The sequence below is a fragment of the Sphingomonas sp. HF-S4 genome, from assembly GCF_032911445.1.
In the GTDB taxonomy this organism is placed as follows: Bacteria; Pseudomonadota; Alphaproteobacteria; order Sphingomonadales; family Sphingomonadaceae; genus Sphingomonas; species Sphingomonas agrestis.
Genome location: NZ_JAWJEJ010000001.1, coordinates 648907 through 668651, shown reverse-complemented (window position 1 = coordinate 668651; position 19745 = coordinate 648907). Strand labels below are relative to the sequence as shown.

Here is a 19745-nt window from a genome sequence, read left to right as displayed (position 1 = left end):
CCGGGCGCTCCTTGTAGAGCCAGCCCGAGAATACCCGCCGCCAGCTCTTGTCGAGCTGCTGGACATCGATCTGGACGAACGCGCCGGTCAGCTGGTCGGCTTCCCACGGCGCAGTCTTGTCGCAGGCGCGCAGCCGCACGATGACATCGCCGGTCCGCACCGCCTGGCCAGGCTTGAGCTTGAACTCACGCGTCTCGCCATTGCGCTTGTTGAGCAGGCCGAGCACCGCTTCGCGCTCGTTCATCGGGGTCGCCGCGGCATTGAGCGCGCTGGTGTCTGCGCCGACCGCCACGACTTCCGCGCCGCCCGACGCGTTGCCCGCGTCGGTGGTGATCACCAGGTCATCGCTGCTGTTGTTGGCAGGCTGCTCGCCGGCCTTGCACGCGCCGAGCCCGAGCAATAGCAGCGCTGCCGCCGTTGCGGCGCCATGCCTCATGCTTCGGGCGTCCAGGCCTCGTAGTCGCCAGTGGAGCGTGCCCGCCGGCCGCCCGCCTCGAGCGCACCCGATGGGCGATAGGCCTGGTGCGTGCCGGTCAGGTTGGGCTCGGCCGCCTTTTCCCACACCCGCGGCGCCGGCAGCGCCTGGTCGGGCGCGGCATCGATCTGGTGGTGGAGCCAGCTGAACCACTCGGGCGGCACGCGGCTCGCATCGTTCGAGCCGCTATAGATCACCCAGCGGCGCAGAACGCCGTTCGGGTCCTTGCCGCCTTCCCAATACACGTTGCCCAGCGAATCCTCGCCCATCCGGTTCTTGCCGCGAAGGCCCAGCCAGGTACCGAGGGTGGCGCCGTTCCACCAGGTGAAGGGATTGCGATTCAGGCTCATGCGCGCCCGATTAGCTCCGCGGGCGAGCCGAGGCAATCGAATCCGCGCCGCTCACTGCTCGGCCCAGCTCACCTTGTCGCCAGGCGCGATGCCCAATTCGGCCGATTTGCCGGCGAGGATCTCGAGCACTGCGCTCACCGGCTCGCCCGATTTGGACGACACTTCCGAATAGGGCGTGGTCTTCGCCGCGATCGCCGCGATCGTTCCGTCGGGGCGGATGAAGAGGATGTCGAGCGAGGTCGGCGTGTTCTTCATCCAGAAGCTCGCCGCGCGCGGCCCCCCGCCCGCCCCAGGATAGGGGGCGAACAGCATGCCACCATCGGCCGGGATATTGGTGCGGAACATCAGCCCCCGCTCCTGCTCGGCGGCGGTCCGCGCGCGCTCGACATGGAAGCGCCGCGGCCCGCCGCGGCTATGGACGATGACCTCGACCTTCGTGGCTGCACCCTGATCGGCAACGCCCTGGGCACCGGCCCCGCCTTGCCAGACGGGAGAGACGAGCAGCACTGCCGCGGCAAGCACCGCGCCCAACCCACGCCGGAACATCATCGTCTCAGTCGGTCCTTTCGACCACCACTGCCAGCGGCCCCTTGTCGCCTTCGACGATGCGCGCCTTCAGTGGCTGGCCGGGCTCGACTTCCTCGATCTCGGCGCGACGCAACGTCTCCATATGGACGAATATATCCGCCGAGTCCGCGCTGCGCACCAGAAATCCGTAGCCCTTGAGGCGATTGAACCATTTGACCTCGACCGGCTCGAACGGCCCGGCGTCGTCGATCAGCCGGATCCGGTCGGTGCGCTCGGTAGGCCGCTTGGGCGCCTCGACCGCGCCGCTCAGGTCGATCGAGCGGATCTCCTTTGCCTGGAGCCCGCGTTGCCGGTGCACCGCGACGCATTCGACCCGCGCACCTTCGGGAAGGCTCCGCCGGCCATGCTCCTGCAGCACGGTGAAGTGGATCAATATATCCCCGGCGGCCGCGTCATCGGCGACGAGAAACCCGAACCCCCGAGTCACGTCGAACCATTTGACCACCCCGCTGAAAACCTGGCCTTCCGACCCCGTTTCCATCCCGTACTCTTCTTCCCCCGGCGGTGCGATGGCATCCTCGCGAGGCGCAAGCTGTTGTTCAGCACGCATTATCCTAGTCCCCCAAGGGACTGTATTTAACACAGCATTTTCCAAATGTGGAATTGCTTTGTTGGCCTGGTCTTTAAGTTTAATCAAAAACGGTCCCACGTGGGGACGAAAAGCCCCTCCGTGTCTTCGCCGGGCGCCATCCGGATGATTTTCCGCGCAATTTCCATCGAATGCCCCGCGCGCAGCATCGCGGCGAGCTGCTTCTCCTGCACCGGCCGCGCGGCAGCCTCCTGCGCGAAAGGGCCGATTCGCCTGCGCCGGGCGAACGCGACTGCGCTTGCCAACGAATCCTCCGCCACCGCGGGTGCCACGGCATCCAGATCCTCTCTATCGATCCCGGCATGGCGCAGCGCCTGGTCGACGCGCCTGGCGCCGAGCCCCCGCCGGACCAGCGCAGTCGCCTTGGATTCGGCGAACAGCCGATCGTTGACATAGCCCAGATCCGCCATCCGCTGGGCCAGCCCGACCGGGTCCGGCGTGCCCTCGCCTTCCCAGCCCCGCTCACGAAGCTTGCGGCGCAGATAGTCGGCCAGCTTGCCCCTTGTCGTGGCGTAGCGCTCGACATATCGGAGCGCGAATCGCTCGAGATCGGCGGCGTTCAAAGGGGGTAGCGGGCGCCTCGGTCGGGTCATGCGCCATGATTGTGCCACAGTGGCAACCGATTTTGAACGCCAGTGCGTAGCAGAGCCGCCCGCATTAGTACGCGTTGTGGGGCACAACGGTCTGTCAGCTCACAGGGGCACGAGACAAAGAAATGGTATTGGACGAAACGGGATCGCATGCGGGTATCATGGAGGCGGAAAAACTCGCCCCTACCCCGACCAATGACGGTCTGCCGCGTCGTATGGCGGATTTCGCCACGCTCGGCGAGGCGCTGGATTATGCCGCGCGGGGCGTTCGCGGGCTGAACTTTCATGACGCGCGCGGCAATTTGTCGCGCCCCTATCCCTTTTCCGAGCTGCGCGAGGATGCGCTGGGGCAGGCGCGCCGGCTGATCGCGGCCGGCGTAAAGCCCGAGGACCGTATCGCGCTGATTGCCGAGACCGGCGCCGAATTCGCCTCGCTGTTCTTCGGCGTGGTTTATGCCGGCGCGTGGCCGGTGCCGCTGCCGCTGCCCACCAGCTTCGGCGGCGCGCAGAGCTATATCGACCAGCTTCGCGTCCAGCTCGAAAGCTGCGACCCGAGCATGCTGATCTACCCGCCCGAGATCGGCGCGATGTGCGCCGAGGCGGCGCGGATCACCAATGTCGAGGCGATCGACTGGTCCGAATTCGGCGAGCGCGCCGCCCCCGAAGTGGCGCTGCCCCAGGCCGCGACCTCCGACATCGCCTATCTGCAATATTCGAGCGGCTCGACGCGCTTCCCGCACGGCGTCGCGATCACCCACCACGCGCTGCTAAACAATTTGTCGGCGCACAGCCACGGCATGCAGCTCGAGGAAACCGATCGCTGCATTTCCTGGCTGCCCTGGTATCACGACATGGGGCTGGTCGGCTGCTTCCTCTCGGTCGTCGCCAACCAGGTCTCGACCGACTATCTCAAGACCGAGGATTTCGCGCGGCGCCCGCTCGCCTGGCTCGACCTGATCAGCCGGAATGAGGGCACCACCCTCTCCTACTCGCCGACCTTCGGCTATGACATCTGCGCACGCCGCATGTCGTCGCAGACCAAGGCGAGCGACCGGTTCGACCTCAGCCGCTGGCGCGTCGCGGGCAACGGCGCCGACATGATCCGTCCCGACGTAATGCAGTCGTTCGTCGATGCCTTCGCCGATGCCGGGTTCAAGGCGACTGCCTTCCTGCCGAGCTACGGCCTCGCCGAAGCGACCTTGGCGGTGTCGATCATGCCACCGGGCGAAGGCATCGTTGTCGAGCTGGTCGAGGAAACCCAACTCTCGGGCGGCGATGTCGCCCGCGCCGACCGGCCGCAGCGCTTCCGCGCGATCGTCAATTGCGGCAAGCCGGTTAAGGACATGGAAGTCCAGATCCGCGAGGAAGACGGCACGCCGCTTCCCGAAAAGGCGATCGGCAAGGTCTGGTGCCGCGGCCCTAGCGTTATGGTCGGCTATTTCCGCGATCCCGAATCGACCGCCGCGTGCATGACCGACGGCTGGCTCGACACCGGCGACATGGGTTATATCTCAGAGGGTTACGTCTATATCGTCGGCCGGGCGAAGGACATGATCATCGTCAACGGCCGCAACCATTGGCCACAGGATATCGAATGGGCCGTGGAGCAGCTTCCCGGCTTCAAGCAGGGCGACATCGCCGCCTTCGCGATCACCACGCCGGGCGGCGAGGAGACACCCGCGGTCCTCGTCCAGTGCCGCACCTCTGACGAGAAGGAGCGCCTTCGCCTGCGCGACGAGATTCGCGAGCGCGTCCGCTCGGTGACCGGCATGAACTGCGTGATCGAACTCGTCCCGCCGCGCACGCTGCCGCGCACCAGCTCGGGCAAGCTCAGCCGTGCCAAGGCGCGCAACCTCTACCTCAACGGCGACATCAAGCCCTACGACCTGGCGGCCTGAAGCGGTTCGGGCGGATCGGTTGCGCCGGTCCGCCCACCAGCATCGCCGAGCTGTTTGCCCCGGTGCAAATTTCCTCCGTTTCGGGGACGGGCCTAACCTCTCGCTAACCTCCCTTCGTCTATTCTCGGCGAGTGAGCAGCCAGACGACTTCCCAATTCGCCAAGCCGCGCATCGACGCGCGCGCGCTTCTTGGCCTGTACGATCCGGCCGACAGCATCGACTGGGGTCCAATTCGCGCCGCCCAGCTCCATGCCGGCAGCCAGCTCGCCTTGTTCATGCTTGCCGCCAACGTCGTCGGCGCGTCGCTGGTGACGATGCTGCTCGGCGCGACCGTACCGCTCTGGCAGCTTGCGAGCTGGGGGGCGCTGGCCGCCGCGGTGAGCTGCGCCATTGCCTTCCGGCGGCTGTCGAAGCGCCATCGCGCCGCCGTCACCGCCTCGCTCAAGGACGTTCGCGATACCGTGTTCGACGGTATCTCGCTCGGCGCGGTGTGGTCGATCCCGCCGCTGGCATTCGGCGCCGCCGCGGATACCGGCTCAGCGCTCGGTCTCTGGGTGGTGATCTCGCTGTTGATGACCGCCTCTGCGATCGCGATGGCAGCGCTGCCGCTCGCGACCATCGCCTTCGTCTCGATCGTCGGCGCCGCGATGGCGACGATGCTCGGGCTTACCACGTCGCCGATCCTCGCAGCCGCGGCGGGACTGCTCACGCTGCTGCTCGTACTGGCCACCTTCGGGCGGGGCCGCGCGCTGGTCGTGATCCGCGCCAGCGAGATGGCGCTCGCCGAGCGCGACGAGACCGTGAGTCTGTTGCTGCGCGAGTTCGAGGATTCGGGCTCCGACTGGTTGTGGGAGATCGATGCGCAGCGCCGCGTCGCTCGCGCCAACCCGCGCTTCGCGGTCTCGCTCGGCGCCGATCCCAAGACGATCAACGGCACGCCGTTCCTCCAGATCCTCGCCGGCCACACCTGGGAGGACGGCAATTTCGCCCCGGGGCTGCGCGCGCTCGCCGAGCGGCTCAAGGGCCGCGACCCGTTCCGCGACCTGCTGCTGCCGGTCTATGTCAACGGCGAGGAGCGCTGGTGGGAGATGTCCGCCAGCCCGCGCTACGACGAGCGCGGCGCGTTCATCGGCTTCCGCGGCGTCGGATCGGACGTCACCGAGGCGCGCAAGTCCGCCGACAAGATCAGCCATATGGCGCGCTTCGACACGCTGACCGGGCTGCCCAACCGCCTGCTGATCAACGAGACGCTCGCCCGCGCAATGGCCGATGCCGACAAATGGGGCTCGCGCTGCGCCTTCATGATGATCGACCTCGATCGCTTCAAGGCAGTCAACGACACGCTCGGCCATCCCGTCGGCGACCGGCTGCTCGGCCGGGTCTCCGAACGGCTCAAGCTGCTGATGACCGACAACGAGATGATCGGCCGGTTGGGCGGCGACGAATTCGCCGTGGTGGTGCGCGACGCCACAGACACCCAGCGCACTGAGCAGCTCGCCCAGACGATCATCGATTCGCTGTCGCGCCCCTATGAGGTCGATCAGCACACGCTCTATATCGGCGCCTCGGTCGGCCTCGCGGTGGGTCCGCGCGATGGCCGCACCGCCGAGATGCTGATCCGCTCGGCCGATCTCGCGCTCTATCGCTCGAAGGATGCCGGCGGCGGCGTGTTCCACGCCTATGAGCCGCAGCTCCACATGGCCGCCGAGGAGCGCCGCGTGCTCGAGATCGCGCTGCGCAGCGCGGTCGAGAATGGCGAACTGCACCTCAACTACCAGCCGGTGGTCAATGCCGCGACCGGCCAGCTCAACGGGTTCGAGGCGCTGCTGCGCTGGACCCATCCGCAGTTCGGCAATGTCTCGCCCGCCAAGTTCGTCCCGCTCGCCGAGGAAGCGCGTCTGATCGCGCCGATCGGCGAATGGGTGCTCCGCACCGCCTGCGACGAGGCGGCGAGCTGGGATGTGCCCGTGCGCATCGCCGTCAATGTCAGCCCCGAGCAGCTCCACAACCCGGCATTCGTCAGCGTCGTCGCGCAGGCGCTCGCCCAATCCGGCCTCCCCCCGGAACGGCTCGAGCTCGAGGTCACCGAGAGCGTGTTCATGCGCGAAGGCACCGCGGCGATCGAAGTGCTCGAGAAGATCCTCGACCTTGGTGTGCGCCTAAGCCTCGACGATTTCGGCACCGGCTATTCGTCGCTCGGCTATCTGGCACGCACGCGGTTCAGCTCGATCAAGATCGACCGCAGCTTCGTCCAGAGCGCCTCGAAGGGCACCAAGGAAGCGATCGCGATCATCCGCGCGGTGGTGGCGCTTGCCGACAGCCTCGGCATGGCGACGACCGCCGAGGGCGTCGAGACCGAGGAAGAGCACCAGATGATCCAGCAACTGGGCTGCACCAAGGTCCAGGGCTATTATTTCGGGCGTCCGCTCCCGGTCCAGGAAGCCCGCGTGCTGGCAATGCATTCCTCCGGCGGCAGCGTCGCTGCCTGAGCCCTCTTGCCGGAGCCGCGCGGCCCGGCTAAAGGCCCGATCCGCACAGGGGCGTAGCTCAGCTGGTTAGAGCGTCGGTCTCCAAAACCGAAGGCCCTCGGTTCGAATCCGAGCGCCCCTGCCATCTCGCACTTTTCGCGTTTTCGCCCCCTGCACTCTTGTTTGCGGGAGCAGCCTCCGGCTGGCTTTTCAGCAGGATATCAAAGGGCTTACGGTACGCAGCTGAAAGCTTTCGGTCCCGAAACGATGAGTTCGAAAGTACCGCACGGCACGGCACCTTGAGGTATGTGGAATTGATCGGGGATCTGGCCCGCGAAAGGCATCATGGCCCGCGGCGATGAGAAGGCCGCACTACAGGCCGGACACGGGGCCGCACCGACCACTGCGTGCACAACTCATACCCTTTTGCGAATGAAGAGCCGTCCACACATGACCGTGAGCCATGACTCAGTTCCCACCACCTGAGATCGCTATGGGACGGCATTGGGAACCCGAGACCGAATAACGGGCAAAGCGCACAATTGTCGGCATTGCTGTGAAGTCTTCTAAGGAGGCGGTCAGGCAACTCGTCTTCATGTTTCATGAGGCTGTCACACGTGTCGGCTCAACGGTCATGCGAATCGCGCCGGGCGCGAACTCGCGAGGACTGCGACGCGCCTAGATGGAAAGAGAGTACGACATCGTCGCTCGCTGGGTGGCCCGCGAGATACTGCCGCACGAAAACCGAGTCCGGGTTTGGCTGACGCGTCAGTGGCGCGGCGCCGTCGACGTCGATGACGTGTTGCAGGAAGCCTATTGCCGGCTCTCCAGCCTGAAGTCGATCGAGCATATCGAAAACCCGCTCGCCTATTTCCGTCGTGCAGCGCACGCCGCGGCAGTAGATGCCGTGCGGCATACCAATAAAAATATCGTATCAATGACGGAAAAGGACTGGTTCGACGTCCTTGATGAGAACCCCTCCGTCGAACGTCAGGTCGAGGATGCGCAGGAGTTGAGCAGAGTCGGCCGCGTGCTGGCGAGCCTGTCCGACACCTGCCGCCGCGTGATCGAGCTTCGCAGGATCGAGGGACTGTCGCAGCGGGAGACCGCCGAGCGGCTTGGGATTAGTGAGAATGTCGTCGAGAACAACATCGTGCGCGGGATAAGGCGCGTGCTGGCCGCGATGGCGGATCAGGACGCCATGACCGGGGAGGATGCAGACCAGCAGGAGGATGCGCGGATTGGCAAGCGCCGTTCCCAGTGAAGGCATAGACGCGGAAGCCGCGCGCTGGGCCGCGCGTGCGCTCGACGGCGACATGTCCGCTGACACGAAGTACGCCATCGAAACATGGCTTGCGGCGGACCGGCGGCACCGCGGCGCCTTTCTGCGCGCCCGTGCCGCGCTGTTCGCGATCGAGGACGCGCTGCGTGGCGATGCCGCCAGCCAGGCGGCCGCTTCCGTCGGAAACAACAATAGCGAGGACGCCGGCAAAGGCTGGCTCAGCTTTGGCCGGATCGCGCTCGCGGCATCGCTCATCGGCACGATTGGGATCGGCACGTTGGCGCTCGCGCCGGGCCGCGTCGCGCAACAACCATCCGAAAGCCCCGCGGCCGCTTCGAGCGATCTCCGGCTTGCCGACGGCTCGGTCGCAACGCTTGGAAAGGGCGCGCGGATCGACTTCGCAATGGCAGACGGCGTGCGCAAGGTGACGCTACTTCAGGGCGAGGCCGTGTTCCACGTCGCCAAGGATCGCGCGCATCCGTTCGTGGTCCGGTCGGGCGATGTCTATGCCCAGGCGACCGGCACGGTCTACACCGTTCGCCGGATCGGCCCGAGCGGCAGCGCGGTGCGTGTCGAGGAAGGCAGCGTGCTGGTCTGGGGACGTGACGACCGCGAGCAGGCCGTGCTGCTACACGCCGGCGGGGCATTGACGCTGGAGCCCGGCGCGCGCCGCCTGCCTGAAGTTGCTCCCGTCCAGATCGCACGCCCCGCTCCGCCGCCGCCCGCACTCGCGCAGATCGCGCTCGATAATGTCAGCATCTCGGCCGCCGCCGCACGGTTCAACCGTGTCAACCGCACCCAGATCGTCATTCCCGATACCGCGACGGGGGAGATCCGAATCGTGGGGCTATTCCGGGCGAGTGACCCGGAACGTTTCGCCCGAGCCGCCGCGGCAGTTGCCGATGCCGAAGTACAGATCATCGACGGCCGCATCGTAATAGAAAAGAAATAAAAACGTCTCGAACAATTAATATTATTCAAATGACGGAAAGTTCCAACCGTTTCGGTCCTTAGCATCGATACCAGCAAACGGGGAAATCATGCTTTTCAGTCAGTATCGAGCAGCTGCGACGATGGTCGCGGCCGCAGCATTTTCGTGCGCTACTGCCGCGCAGGCGCAGACGCATACTTTCAACGTGCCCGCTCAACCGGTGGTGACCGGCGTGAAGGAACTGGCGCGTCAGGCCGGCATCCAGATTATTGTCACCAGCCGCGATGCCGAAGGTCGCACCACCAACATAGTCCGCGGCACGCTCGAGACCCGCGCTGCGCTCGACGCGCTGCTCGCCGGCACTGGGTTGGTTGTCCGCTCCTTCGACGGCGGCACTGCGGTGCTGGGCACAGACGATCTGGCCGACACTTCGCTCGTGGTCACCGCCTCGCGCGTGATCCGCAACGGCTATTCGGCGCCGACGCCACTGACCGTGCTCGGTCGCGACGAGATCGACCGCTCAGCGCAGATCAACTTGGCCGAGCAGATCAGCCGCCTCCCGGCGCTCGCTGGCAGCAACAATCCGCGCAACACGGCCAGCAACATCAGTGGCGGCTTCATGGGCATCAGCGCACTCAACCTGCGCAACTTGGGCGCGACGCGTACACTCGTACTGCTCGACGGGCAGCGTCTGCCCGCCGCCTCGCTTAACGGCTTGGTCGATGCCAACTCGATCCCGAGCGCGCTGGTCAAGCGCGTCGATATCGTCACCGGCGGCGCATCGGCCGCCTGGGGCTCGGACGCCGTCGCAGGCGTGGTCAACTTCGTGCTCGACAAGGACTTCACCGGCGTGAAGGGCGAGGTCCAAGGTGGCATCACCACCTATGGCGACAATAAGAACTACCGCGTGTCGCTCAGCGCCGGCACCGGTTTCGCCGATGGGCGAGGCCACCTGCTGGTCAGCGGCGAGAACTGGTACAGCGAAGGCATCAAGGGCATGCCGCGCGACTGGTATCGCGGCCGCAAGACGCTGTTCAACCCGGCCTATACCGCGACCAACGGCCAGCCCGAACATATCGTGCGCGACGGCGTCGGCTACACGACGGTGGCGCCCGGCGCGATCGTCACGCGCGGCCCGCTCCGCGGCCTCTATTTCGGGCCAGGCGGCACGCCCGGGCAACTCAACTATGGCTCGGTAGTCAACGATCCGTTCATGGTGGGCGGTGACTGGCGCTACACCGATTTCGGCAGCGGTCCTCAGAATCTCGACCCCGAGATTTCGCACAAGAGTGTGTTTGCGCGGCTGAGCTATGAAGTGGCTGACCGCGTCAACCTGTTTGGCGAATTCTCCTACGTCCAGGCCAAGACAAAGACCACCGGCACTCCGATGTTCAATTTCGGCGGGCTGATCATCCAGCGCGACAACGCTTTCCTGCCAGAGGCGGTGCGCCAGCGCATGATAGACCTCGGCGAGACGTCGCTCAACGTCGGCAGCTGGAACTCGGCGATCGGCGGCATCGTCACAGAGACCCGTCATGACCTGTATCGCTATGCGATCGGCGCCGACGGCGAGGTGAATATCCTCGGCACCGACTGGGCCTGGATGATCCGGGGCAATCGCAACGTCAGCAAGTTCCTCAACGCTACCGGCGTGCCGATCACCGCCAATTACAACGCGGCGATCGACGCGGTTCGCACCACCAGCGGCGCAATAATCTGCCGCTCGACGCTGGCCAACCCGGGCAATGGCTGTGTGCCGCTCAACATCCTGGGCACCGGTGTCGCGTCCAGCGCTGCACTCGATTATGTGATCGGTCGCTCGTTCCTCAACGCCAAGATCACTCAGGGCGTGGTTTCCGCGACGGTGCGCGGCGCGCCCTTCTCGACTTGGGCCGGCCCAGTCTCACTGGCATTCGGGGTCGAGCATCGCCGCGAGGAAGAGGAAGGCGAGAGCGATCCGCTGTCGCTGCGCAACAGCTATTGGGCGGGCAACTACAAGCCGATCCACGGCGCCTACACGGTCAAAGAAGCGTTCCTCGAAATGGTAGTGCCGCTCGCGGAGCGGACGAGTTGGGCGCATGCGCTGGAATTGAATGGCGCAGTGCGCGCGACCGACTACAGCACTTCGGGCTACGTCACGACCTGGAAAGCCGGTCTGACCTATGCGCCTGTTCCCGACATCCGTTTCCGCGTAACTCGCTCGCGCGACATTCGCGCGGGCAATCTCTCAGAGTTGTTCCAGGCCGGCCAGACCAACACCACCACGCTGGTTGATCCGGCCAAGAACAACCAGTCCTACACGGTTTTCCAGACGACAATTGGCAATCCGGTTGTGAATCCCGAGAGGGCCGACACCTTCAACATCGGCGCCACGGTCCAGCCGAGCTTCGTCCCCGGCCTGTTCGCCTCGGTCGACTATTTCGACATCCAGGTGAAGGAGGCGATCGCCTCGCTGAGCGCGAGCACGATCATCAACCAGTGCCACACCGGCAACACCTCGCTTTGCAGCCTGATCGTGCGCAATGCCGACGGCTTTATGACCGACGTGTACCTGCGGCCGATAAACCTTGCTCGCCAAACCGCGCGCGGGGTCGACATGGAGCTTGGCTACCGCCTGCCGCTCTCCTCGATCTCGGGCGGCGCGGGCGACGGCACCCTCTCCTTCAGGGCGCTGGCAACACGCTATCTGGAGAGCAGCGTGGATAATGGGATCAATCCGCCTACCTCAAACCTCGGCGAGAATACCGGCGTGCCGACCTGGCGCTATCTCGCCGAGATCGCCTTCGACAAGGGGCCGATTTCCTTCTCGGTCACCGGCCGCGGGTTCAGCGACGGCGTCATCGCCAATTCCTTCATCGAGTGCAGCACCTCCTGCCCGACCTCGACGACGCTCAACCGCACCATCGACAGCAATCGCGTCGATGGGGCCTTCTATGTCGATCTCTCGATGAGCTTCCGACTCACTGACGGGGTGAAGATCTATGGCGCGATCGACAATGTAGCGAACAAGGCTCCGGCGCCCTATGCTCCCTCGGGCACTGGCATCGGCAGTGCCCAGATTGGCATTTCCCAGACCTATTACGACGTGATCGGCCGCGCGTTCCGCGCCGGCGTACGCTTCCAGTTTTGAGGAGCACGCGATGACCATCGGGATCACGTTCGCCGGCATCCTCGCGATGCTGCTCCCACAAGATGGCGCTGCCAAGGTCGAGGACGGCGACAGGTGGTCCCGATGGAATGTCGCAGAAGCCGCGCAAAAGGCGACTATATTGCCGGTGTGCACCGGCCCCTATCAGGTATCCTCGGGCGATGTGAACGGCGACGGACTGCCGGATCTCATCATCCCCTGCCGCGGCGAACTTCTCTCACCGCGGCTGGATCGCCCGGCCAACGATCAGCTCACCGTCTATCTCAATCCCGGCAAGCAGGGAGCGTGGGTCCGCCGCGACTTCACGGTCGGCTTCGGCCCCTATCACTCCGCGATCGGCGATCTCGATGGCGACGGGCGACCCGATCTCGTGGTGCCCAACTATCAGTCCAACAATGAGCACGACCTCTCGATCCTCTATGGCGCGGAGGATCGCAAGGCGCTGTTCGAACCGGCAAGCTCCGTCGCGCTGGGGAGCCCGGATCTTGTCAACGAATACAGCCTCGATGCCAAAGGTGACATCCGCTACCCGACCCCAGGGCTGACCTCGGCGATTATCGCCGATGTGAACGGCGACGGGCGGCCGGACATCGTTACCGTCTCCTATCAATCCAACGTCTTCTTCGTACTGATCAACGACGGCGGGCGGCGCTTCCGCCCGGTGCGCTATCCGCAACAGGCAGTACCCTATGACCAGATGCTCGGGGGCCCGCGCGACATCGCGGCGGCGGATTTTGACGGCGACGGCACGCTCGACCTCGCATTCTCGATGTATGAATCGAACTTGGTCGAGATGTGGAAAGGCGATGGCAAGGGCGGCTTCTCGCCGTGGCGACGCATGCCCTCGTTCGGGCGCATCCCCTATCACCTAAAGGCCGGTGACCTCGACGCAGATGGCAGATCCGATATCGTCGTCGGCAACCGCGGCACCAGCGACAATGTCGTGGTGCTGCGCAACAGGCCCGAGCGTTTCGTCTATGACGGATCATTCGGCACCGGCACTGCCAAGCGCGGCGAAGTCACAGCGGACGAGATCCGCGACGTGCAACTTTCGGATCTGGACGGCGACGGCAAATTAGACCTGATCGCTGCAGCGCGCGAGTCCGGCAAGCTCGTGTTCTGGCGCGGCACGAGCAAGCGCGGATTCAACCAAGCCTTCGCCGATCGGCGCAGCGTAGAGTTTCCCGGCAAGGGGCCACGAGGCATCGCGACCCTGCCCGGCGCGGTCGCCGTGATCTTCTACAACAGCAGTGAGGTGGCGCTCCTCGCCACGCCATAGGCGAAGACATCTATGGCGCGCATCGCCGGACGGTTTCGAGCCGAACTGATGACAGGTTCCAGCCGAAGCTGCAGTTCACAACCCGGGCAGCGAAAGGCTGGCTTTGGTCGAAAGCTACCGGGCACCGTGAACAGCGGGCGGCGGCAGCCTCCCTAGATCGATCGCCCAAAGGCTGTCTGTCCGCAAGCGACCCATTAGCGGACAAGGCGGCGAATGGCTGGAGTTGTGCCGATTGCGCTCGGACCGCTCCCGGCGGCTTTACCGGCGGCAACCTGTCCTACGGCAGCGCCGTGCAGGTGACCGCGATGGGCGTCGAGCAGAACGAAGCGCAATCTCAAAGTGTCGCTCATTCGCCAATTTCTGTCCTCACGGCGTCTATTACACTTTAGATCGTCGCAGTGGATGCGGCGTCCAACACCAGTCGAGCGCTCGAAGCTCCCTCGCGCGCAATATGCCCGAAGGCGTAGGTGTAATAACGCGCCCGCCCGCAAGCATGACGCCCTGTCGTCCATTTACGGACACGAAATCTCCGGGGCCGACGCCGCTGATACGCACCCCAGATCCAAACGCGTCCAGGTAGGTTCGCCAATCCGGCACCTCAGCGCCCTTCTCGAGTATGCGGACGAGCTTTGGATCTAAGAACGGCGATGCGAGGAAATCGCTATCCGAGAAGAGTTCGGCATTCGTGCGCGCCTCTTCGGCTGCCCAGATCTCCAGCGTTCCGAGCAACGCGTTCCGGTTCGTGTACCCGCCATCGACGGCGGGAAGGGTATAAGCGAATGGCTCTGCGCTCGGACGCCAGCACCAGTCGGCCTCCTCACCATCGGCCAGAGCAAAGCGAAGGCCGTTCGTATCGAACAGCGCGACCCGATGCGCTAAGCCGTCACTGGTGCTTTGCACCACGATGCCGAAGGATTTTTCATTACCGAACCAAGCTCCGAGAGGCATCGTACGCAGCCCCTCGCCCGCTTCGATACCAAGGCCAAGCGTCCCAAGCCGTGCGCGCAGCGATCCGTCTCCGTCAGCATTATGAATGCGCGCCCGAACCCATTCGGGGGCGCTGGCAGCTAGAAGAGTTGGCGCGTCAGTACGCGAGCGCGGGTCGAGATCGACTTTCTCGCCGTCAACCTTGGTCACGCCGCCCGTCGCCTTGGCGACGTGATCGAGCCAAGCCATAATACTCGAGGAAGTTCCGTAGAACGTTTCGACCGCGGGCTCCAAGACAAGCCTGCGCGGTTCAATCGACGGCTGCCAGACCATCCGTATGCCGTCCGGTTCGATGTCTGCATCTTCTACGGTGAATTCATTTTTGTCGTCGTCGATCGAAAAGAGTTGGACGATCCTGCCGTCGCGCTCGGTCGCCATTGCTAAGCCGCGACGCACTTCGCCCTTCGCCCCTATCCACTCGATTAGGTCGCCGGCCTTGGCAGGGCCGCAAGTGCGGAGTGCGCCATGCGCTAGTATGAACGCTTCGACCTGAACCTCACTTGCATCGCTCGCAGGCATAAGGTGCGCACAGGCTTTCGCGGCCTCTGGTGTAGCGCCCTTGGCGAGCATTAGGTTAAGCACCGATAGCCAGGTCTGATAGGCCCAGGCGCGAACCGAGCCGCCTGCCTGTTCGACGCTGTTCAAGCCAACTGTGCGCACTGCTTCGCCCATCGCAAGATTGATGTCGAAAAACATGCTACTCTTCGCGTTCGCCTTTGGCAGGAAGAGGCGTGGAGCGCTGCTCGGTGCCCATAAGGCCTGCGGCGTGCCGAGAGCCTCACCATAAAGCAGCTTTGCAGCTCGAAGCGGCTCGCCGACCGGACCAGCGTCGCCGCCAGTTCCGATTGCCGATAGCATTGGTGCCTTCGGTAATGACGTGACCACCGCCCAATGGTCGGGCTTGGCGAACCGCATTAGATCACCCGGCTGCGGCTCAAAGTCCGCTGGCCGCGTTTGCAGCCCATCGCCGTGGGTATGGCAATATGCGAGTACTGCGCGGTCGGTGCGGTCTTCGCGCCATGCCATTCCGGCAAACGATCGCGCATCGAGTCCCCACGCTTCGACGAGTTGATCGACGAAGTCAGGAAGATCGTCGAAATCTCCTGCATTGGCGGTCTTTTCCTCGCCCCACAGGCGAATGATATTGATCATGGCCGACTTGAGATCGGGAATGCCACCCTCGACGATCCGCCGATGCCAAACACGCGTCTTGCTCGCGGGCGTCCAAAGATAGCGTGCCGGTCCGGGCGTGGATTCGGTGTCGTGCCCTTGAAGCGCGGCGAGGATTTGACGCACCACACCTTTTTCAGAATCGGTCACAAGCCAGGGCAAGGGCTTTGAATCAATCAACAAATCACCCTGCTTGGCGTCGGGCACCCCATATCCTATTGCGCGCAGCCCTTCCCCGTGAAGTTCGGCGGTGCGTAGCAACTCAAACACGGTCGTATCGCGAGGCGAGATTTCCGCACGCAAAAGCGTATCTTGGAGGGCTTCCAGCATCGGTGCCCACGTGTCCCGGAACGGTCGCAGTTGCTCGGCGACTTCCTTGAAGCGAACGAAAAGTTCGGTTTCCGCTTTGTCATCGAATGGATGCGTTTCGCCGCCGCCTATACCTGCCTGATTTTCCGGGTCGGCCGCTTTCGTTGTTCTAGCCGCGGCAAGCGCTTGAGCCGCCACGCCACCTGGCCCTATCGGATGGCTTGTTCCAGCTTTTCCACTGGTCCGCACGTACCGACCAAAATCGACCCACCAGTCGCGCATGTCATTGAATGGCAGCCCATTTCTGTCCACCCAGTCGTTTAGCCATTTGCCCACGACAACTTCGGGATGACCCTCGAGCCAGACGCCCTGCGCGACAAAAAAATTGCGGCGTTTCCCGAACTGTTTGAATAGTTTCGGGTCTGAGTTTCGCGCGGTGAATCGCGGTGCCTGCGGCATAGCGAGGTACGCGATGGATTCGGCCCAATCTTCGTGAACGTCGGTGCTGGCGTAGGCTGATACGAACCCTGCGGCTTCTAATTGTGGATCGGCCTTCGAGGTGCCGAGCAAGATGTTGCGCAAGTGAACCTCAGACATATTTCCAAGCAGTGCAAGGCCGGTAGCTGCGTCGGGAAGGGTGGTTTTGGTAGTCGCAACTAGCCAGTTCGGATTGTCGATCCGGTTGACGACCCACCCGGTGATCTTTGCGTAGTCACTGACAAAATCATGCGGCGGATCACCGAACCAACCATCGAGCAGCGCAAAAAATGGCGCGAGAAAAAACTGGACGATATGGACGCCGGGAAACGCCCATGGCTCGACTTTCATCTTCAAGGCGATCGAGAGACGCTCCAACGTACGTGCGATACGATCATCACCTCCGAATGCGCGATCTGCGAGCACGACATGGGCAAGTTCGTGAATAAAGGTGAAAACAAATGCTTCATCTGCAGGCGTGATGTCGGGCGTATTTCCGAGCTTTCCGATCATCTTGTCGTTTGAAATTAGAATCGCGCGGCGTCCAAAAGGCCAATGAATGCCGGTCGCCTTGTTGAAGATATCGAGCGACTTCACCCGGACGATCGCGACCTCACCGAGCGCATCTACAAACGGCTCCGGTAGCTGATGAAGCGCGTCGAGCATCAGTGTCCAAGCCCGACGTCCTTGCTGGTCATTCCAGGGCATGGTTTCAAGCAGGGGGAGATGCCAGTCATCAACCGGTATCGGGCCGTTCGCCCTCGTCCACCGCAACCTGATATGCAGCGTCGTTTCCCCCTCAACGTCGTCGGCAGGATCGGAAACTTTGGCAGAGAGCTTCAGTTTTGGAACGGTAGGACGCACTGGCGCCTCGATGGACCCGCTTACAAACTGAACGGGCAGTTTCGCGGTAAGATCGCCAACGACAGGGTTTCCGGCAGCGTCAGTTCCGACGATACCTTCGACCTTCCAAGTAGGTGACCACCACAGATATTCGTTGGCACCTTCGTGAAAGGTGACACCCGCATAATCACCAAGCGCAACTGCAAGATTGGCAGGCTTGATCGTACCCTTACGCGGCTTCGGTGGCGAAGGTGGCATCAGCACATGTCCTCCAATTTTTCCGGTTTCTTTGATTCGGCTAAATGTCCGCGTTGGAGAATGACTTTGTCCTCCCCGACGTGGGTCCCTCGACTTTCAGCTGTGCGAGAATCCGACCGCCATGTGCCTGACCAAGGTCAGGCGCGCCACGGTAGCATTTCCGGCCTACTTCGGAATTGGCAAAATTTCAGGATCGAGACTAGCAGAGCTGGAAGAAGTGCGCGAGCCAAGCCGGTACGGGGCGGCACGTGATGTTCAAAGCACCGATATCTTTGGGCTGGAACAATGCTGACGCTCGAAGACAGGAAGTGTTATCTACATGGCTAGTGTGCGCGAGGCTCGGTCTTGGTGCCCTATTCGTATCTGGATGATGAATTCAGAAATCGGTTCGAAGCGCATTTGGCGCCTTGCCCAGCGAAGGCGTGCGCAGCTGGTTCGACGGCGGTATTACCCCAGGCGCTGAGCTGATCCAAATATCATGAACGAGTGGCAGCTTATAGGATCGGCGGCGAGCAGTCTGGATGGCCAGCAGTAGGACGCCTTCCGTCCAGCAGCTTCCGGGCCGACAGCGGCCAGTCAGCTTTTAGGAGCGAGGGCGCGATCGCGGCCATTGCGGGACCGGCTTGCGCGGGTGCCGCTAGCGCCTCAATCGCAGGACGTTCGAACAAAGCGACGGTAATGCGGGTCTTGGGCCGTTTGCTGTCTTTCGGCTCGTCGCCGCAGACTACGATAGCGGCCACTCATTCGAAGTTAAGGGGATCGAGCTTGGTTGCCGACCTACGCGCCGTTCATTATCTCACTCGAAACCCCGTCACGTACTTACGCCCCCATCCCGCTCCGAGGAGCCCGGGCCGGGCCCCGCACATCAAGAGATGACGGCTAGCAGTAGCGGGCGGCAGCTGATCGAGGCGCCTGCTCTCTTATCGTTTCCCGATGCGATTTTCCCAATTGCCGAGCAGCATGTCCGACACAGTGACATGCATCTTCGCCCGCGTGTCCGGGTCGGAGAAGCGGATTTCCTCGAGCGACTTGCCGAGCAGCTTGGCGAAGCTCTGGGCTAGCTTGGCGCGCGAGGCGAAGCCCGAGTGCCGCGCGATCTCGGCGAAGGATCCGCCGTCGGGATCGGTCAGCATCGGCCAGGCACGCAAACGGCGGCGGTCGATGATCAGATCCTTCACACCGCCGCCATTATATTGGATTGTGCGATAGAGCGTCGCGCGCGAGATACCGAGCCGATCCGCGATCCATGCCGGCGTCAGTTCGGCCCGCTCGAGATTGTTGTTGATAAGCACGTCGATCCGCGTCTTCATCGGCAACTCGGCACTACTGATCTCGACCCGGTCGGCGAGCGCGGTGCTGAGCAGTTCGAACAGCGCGCGCAGCGTTGCCGATCCGTGGCGCTGCATCATCCGCGGCGCATCGTCGATCAGCCGCGCCGCGCAATCGCTCATCACTCCGGCCAGCGGATGGGCGGCGGGGATGACACAGCCGTGCAGATCCTGCTCGTCGATATCGCCGGTCAGCGCCGAGCGCGGCATGATGATGCGGATGTTGCGGATCTCGTGCTGCAAAAGCTTGCCTGGGCGATTGAGGTCGAGGAGCAGGATGTCGCCGCGCTGCAAGGGCCGGCTCGATCGCGTCGGCGTCACTTCCGCGACGCCGCTTTCGATGAAATAGACGAGCAGATGATCGGTCGCAGTCGTCTCGATCCGTTTCTGGTCGCGGCTCAAGGTGAAGCGCCCGCTGGCGCTGGTGCGCGAGACGAGCCCCTCGGGCAGCACGATCAGCTTGGTCTCGAGCGCGAAGTCTGGCTGATCCACGACATCGTCGGGATCGAGCAGGAAAGCGAAGGAGATCGACGCGGCGACGCGAGTGACATATTCCCGAAGCGTCTCATCTTCGCCGCGCTGATATTCGACGCGCGGAATCGAACTGTCGAGATTCAAATCTGCCGACCAGCGATGCATATTCGCGCTCCAATCAACTGATAAAGCGAGTATCTTTGCGGCTCGTTGGCGGAGTTGCGCCGCATCGCCAATATATTTTTGGCCGTCGAGACACTTTCGCGCACCGGCTTGTGACGTGAGACAAACCGCTATTGGC

At 63.6% G+C, this 19745-nt stretch carries 12 protein-coding genes, 1 tRNA gene and 1 pseudogene; 7 read left to right on the top strand and 7 right to left on the bottom strand.

Annotated elements, in window-relative coordinates:
- Positions 1–10: 10 nt before the first annotated feature.
- The 5 genes and pseudogenes from RZN05_RS02840 to RZN05_RS02820 form a co-directional block, all read right to left on the bottom strand.
- Positions 11–244: pseudogene (locus RZN05_RS02840) on the bottom strand (DUF2155 domain-containing protein); the annotation flags it as partial.
- 188 nt (positions 245–432) lie between these two features.
- Complete coding sequence (locus RZN05_RS02835) at positions 433–825, bottom strand: NADH:ubiquinone oxidoreductase subunit NDUFA12 (protein ID WP_317225111.1); 393 nt, start codon at positions 823–825, stop codon at positions 433–435.
- Between the two features lie 51 nt (positions 826–876).
- Positions 877–1374: a DUF192 domain-containing protein gene (locus tag RZN05_RS02830; protein WP_317225110.1), complete on the bottom strand. Its 498-nt coding sequence runs from the start codon at positions 1372–1374 to the stop codon at positions 877–879.
- 4 nt (positions 1375–1378) lie between these two features.
- On the bottom strand, positions 1379–1894 hold the full coding sequence (locus tag RZN05_RS02825; protein WP_317225109.1) for a cold-shock protein: 516 nt from the start codon (positions 1892–1894) through the stop codon (positions 1379–1381).
- A gap of 152 nt (positions 1895–2046) precedes the next feature.
- Positions 2047–2595 carry a regulatory protein RecX gene (locus RZN05_RS02820; RefSeq protein WP_394804774.1) on the bottom strand — a complete coding sequence of 183 codons (549 nt, stop codon included), beginning with the start codon at positions 2593–2595 and terminating at the stop codon, positions 2047–2049.
- 122 nt (positions 2596–2717) lie between these two features.
- Between RZN05_RS02820 and RZN05_RS02815 the strand changes: the two genes are divergently transcribed.
- The 7 genes from RZN05_RS02815 (at position 2718) to RZN05_RS02785 (ending at position 13598) form a co-directional block, all read left to right on the top strand.
- On the top strand, positions 2718–4490 hold the full coding sequence (locus tag RZN05_RS02815) for a fatty acyl-AMP ligase (RefSeq protein ID WP_317225107.1): 1773 nt from the start codon (positions 2718–2720) through the stop codon (positions 4488–4490).
- 131 nt (positions 4491–4621) lie between these two features.
- Positions 4622–6979 carry a putative bifunctional diguanylate cyclase/phosphodiesterase gene (locus RZN05_RS02810; RefSeq protein WP_317225106.1) on the top strand — a complete coding sequence of 786 codons (2358 nt, stop codon included), beginning with the start codon at positions 4622–4624 and terminating at the stop codon, positions 6977–6979.
- Positions 6980–7026: 47 nt separating this feature from the next.
- Positions 7027–7103: transfer RNA gene (locus RZN05_RS02805), tRNA-Trp, on the top strand.
- 537 nt (positions 7104–7640) lie between these two features.
- Positions 7641–8222 carry an RNA polymerase sigma factor gene (locus RZN05_RS02800; RefSeq protein WP_317225105.1) on the top strand — a complete coding sequence of 194 codons (582 nt, stop codon included), beginning with the start codon at positions 7641–7643 and terminating at the stop codon, positions 8220–8222.
- On the top strand, positions 8200–9192 hold the full coding sequence (locus RZN05_RS02795; RefSeq protein WP_317225104.1) for a FecR family protein: 993 nt from the start codon (positions 8200–8202) through the stop codon (positions 9190–9192). The genes RZN05_RS02800 and RZN05_RS02795 overlap by 23 nt, the downstream gene beginning before the upstream one ends.
- Positions 9193–9280: 88 nt before the next feature.
- Positions 9281–12301, top strand: coding sequence for a TonB-dependent receptor (locus RZN05_RS02790; protein ID WP_317225103.1), 3021 nt, complete (start codon positions 9281–9283; stop codon positions 12299–12301).
- 10 nt (positions 12302–12311) lie between these two features.
- Positions 12312–13598, top strand: a complete 1287-nt coding sequence (locus RZN05_RS02785; protein WP_317225102.1) for an FG-GAP repeat domain-containing protein — start codon at positions 12312–12314, stop codon at positions 13596–13598.
- A 378-nt stretch (positions 13599–13976) separates the two neighbouring features.
- On the opposite strand, the gene RZN05_RS02780 is transcribed toward RZN05_RS02785, so the two are convergent.
- Positions 13977–17648: a hypothetical protein gene (locus tag RZN05_RS02780; protein WP_317225101.1), complete on the bottom strand. Its 3672-nt coding sequence runs from the start codon at positions 17646–17648 to the stop codon at positions 13977–13979.
- Positions 17649–18562: 914 nt separating this feature from the next.
- A complete protein-coding gene (locus RZN05_RS02775; RefSeq protein ID WP_317225100.1) occupies positions 18563–19609 on the bottom strand; it encodes a helix-turn-helix domain-containing protein in 1047 nt (348 codons plus the stop codon).
- Between the last annotated feature and the right edge of the window lie 136 nt (positions 19610–19745).

Bases quoted from the DNA above. Each gene is read 5' to 3' on its own strand.
- RZN05_RS02835 (WP_317225111.1), bottom strand. From the start codon at position 825: ATGAGCCTGAATCGCAATCCCTTCACCTGGTGGAACGGCGCCACCCTC.
- RZN05_RS02830 (WP_317225110.1), bottom strand. From the start codon at position 1,374: ATGATGTTCCGGCGTGGGTTGGGCGCGGTGCTTGCCGCGGCAGTGCTG.
- RZN05_RS02825 (WP_317225109.1), bottom strand. From the start codon at position 1,894: ATGGAAACGGGGTCGGAAGGCCAGGTTTTCAGCGGGGTGGTCAAATGG.
- RZN05_RS02820 (WP_394804774.1), bottom strand. From the start codon at position 2,595: ATGACCCGACCGAGGCGCCCGCTACCCCCTTTGAACGCCGCCGATCTC.
- RZN05_RS02815 (WP_317225107.1), top strand. From the start codon at position 2,718: ATGGTATTGGACGAAACGGGATCGCATGCGGGTATCATGGAGGCGGAA.
- RZN05_RS02800 (WP_317225105.1), top strand. From the start codon at position 7,641: ATGGAAAGAGAGTACGACATCGTCGCTCGCTGGGTGGCCCGCGAGATA.
- RZN05_RS02790 (WP_317225103.1), top strand. From the start codon at position 9,281: ATGCTTTTCAGTCAGTATCGAGCAGCTGCGACGATGGTCGCGGCCGCA.
- RZN05_RS02785 (WP_317225102.1), top strand. From the start codon at position 12,312: ATGACCATCGGGATCACGTTCGCCGGCATCCTCGCGATGCTGCTCCCA.
- RZN05_RS02775 (WP_317225100.1), bottom strand. From the start codon at position 19,609: ATGCATCGCTGGTCGGCAGATTTGAATCTCGACAGTTCGATTCCGCGC.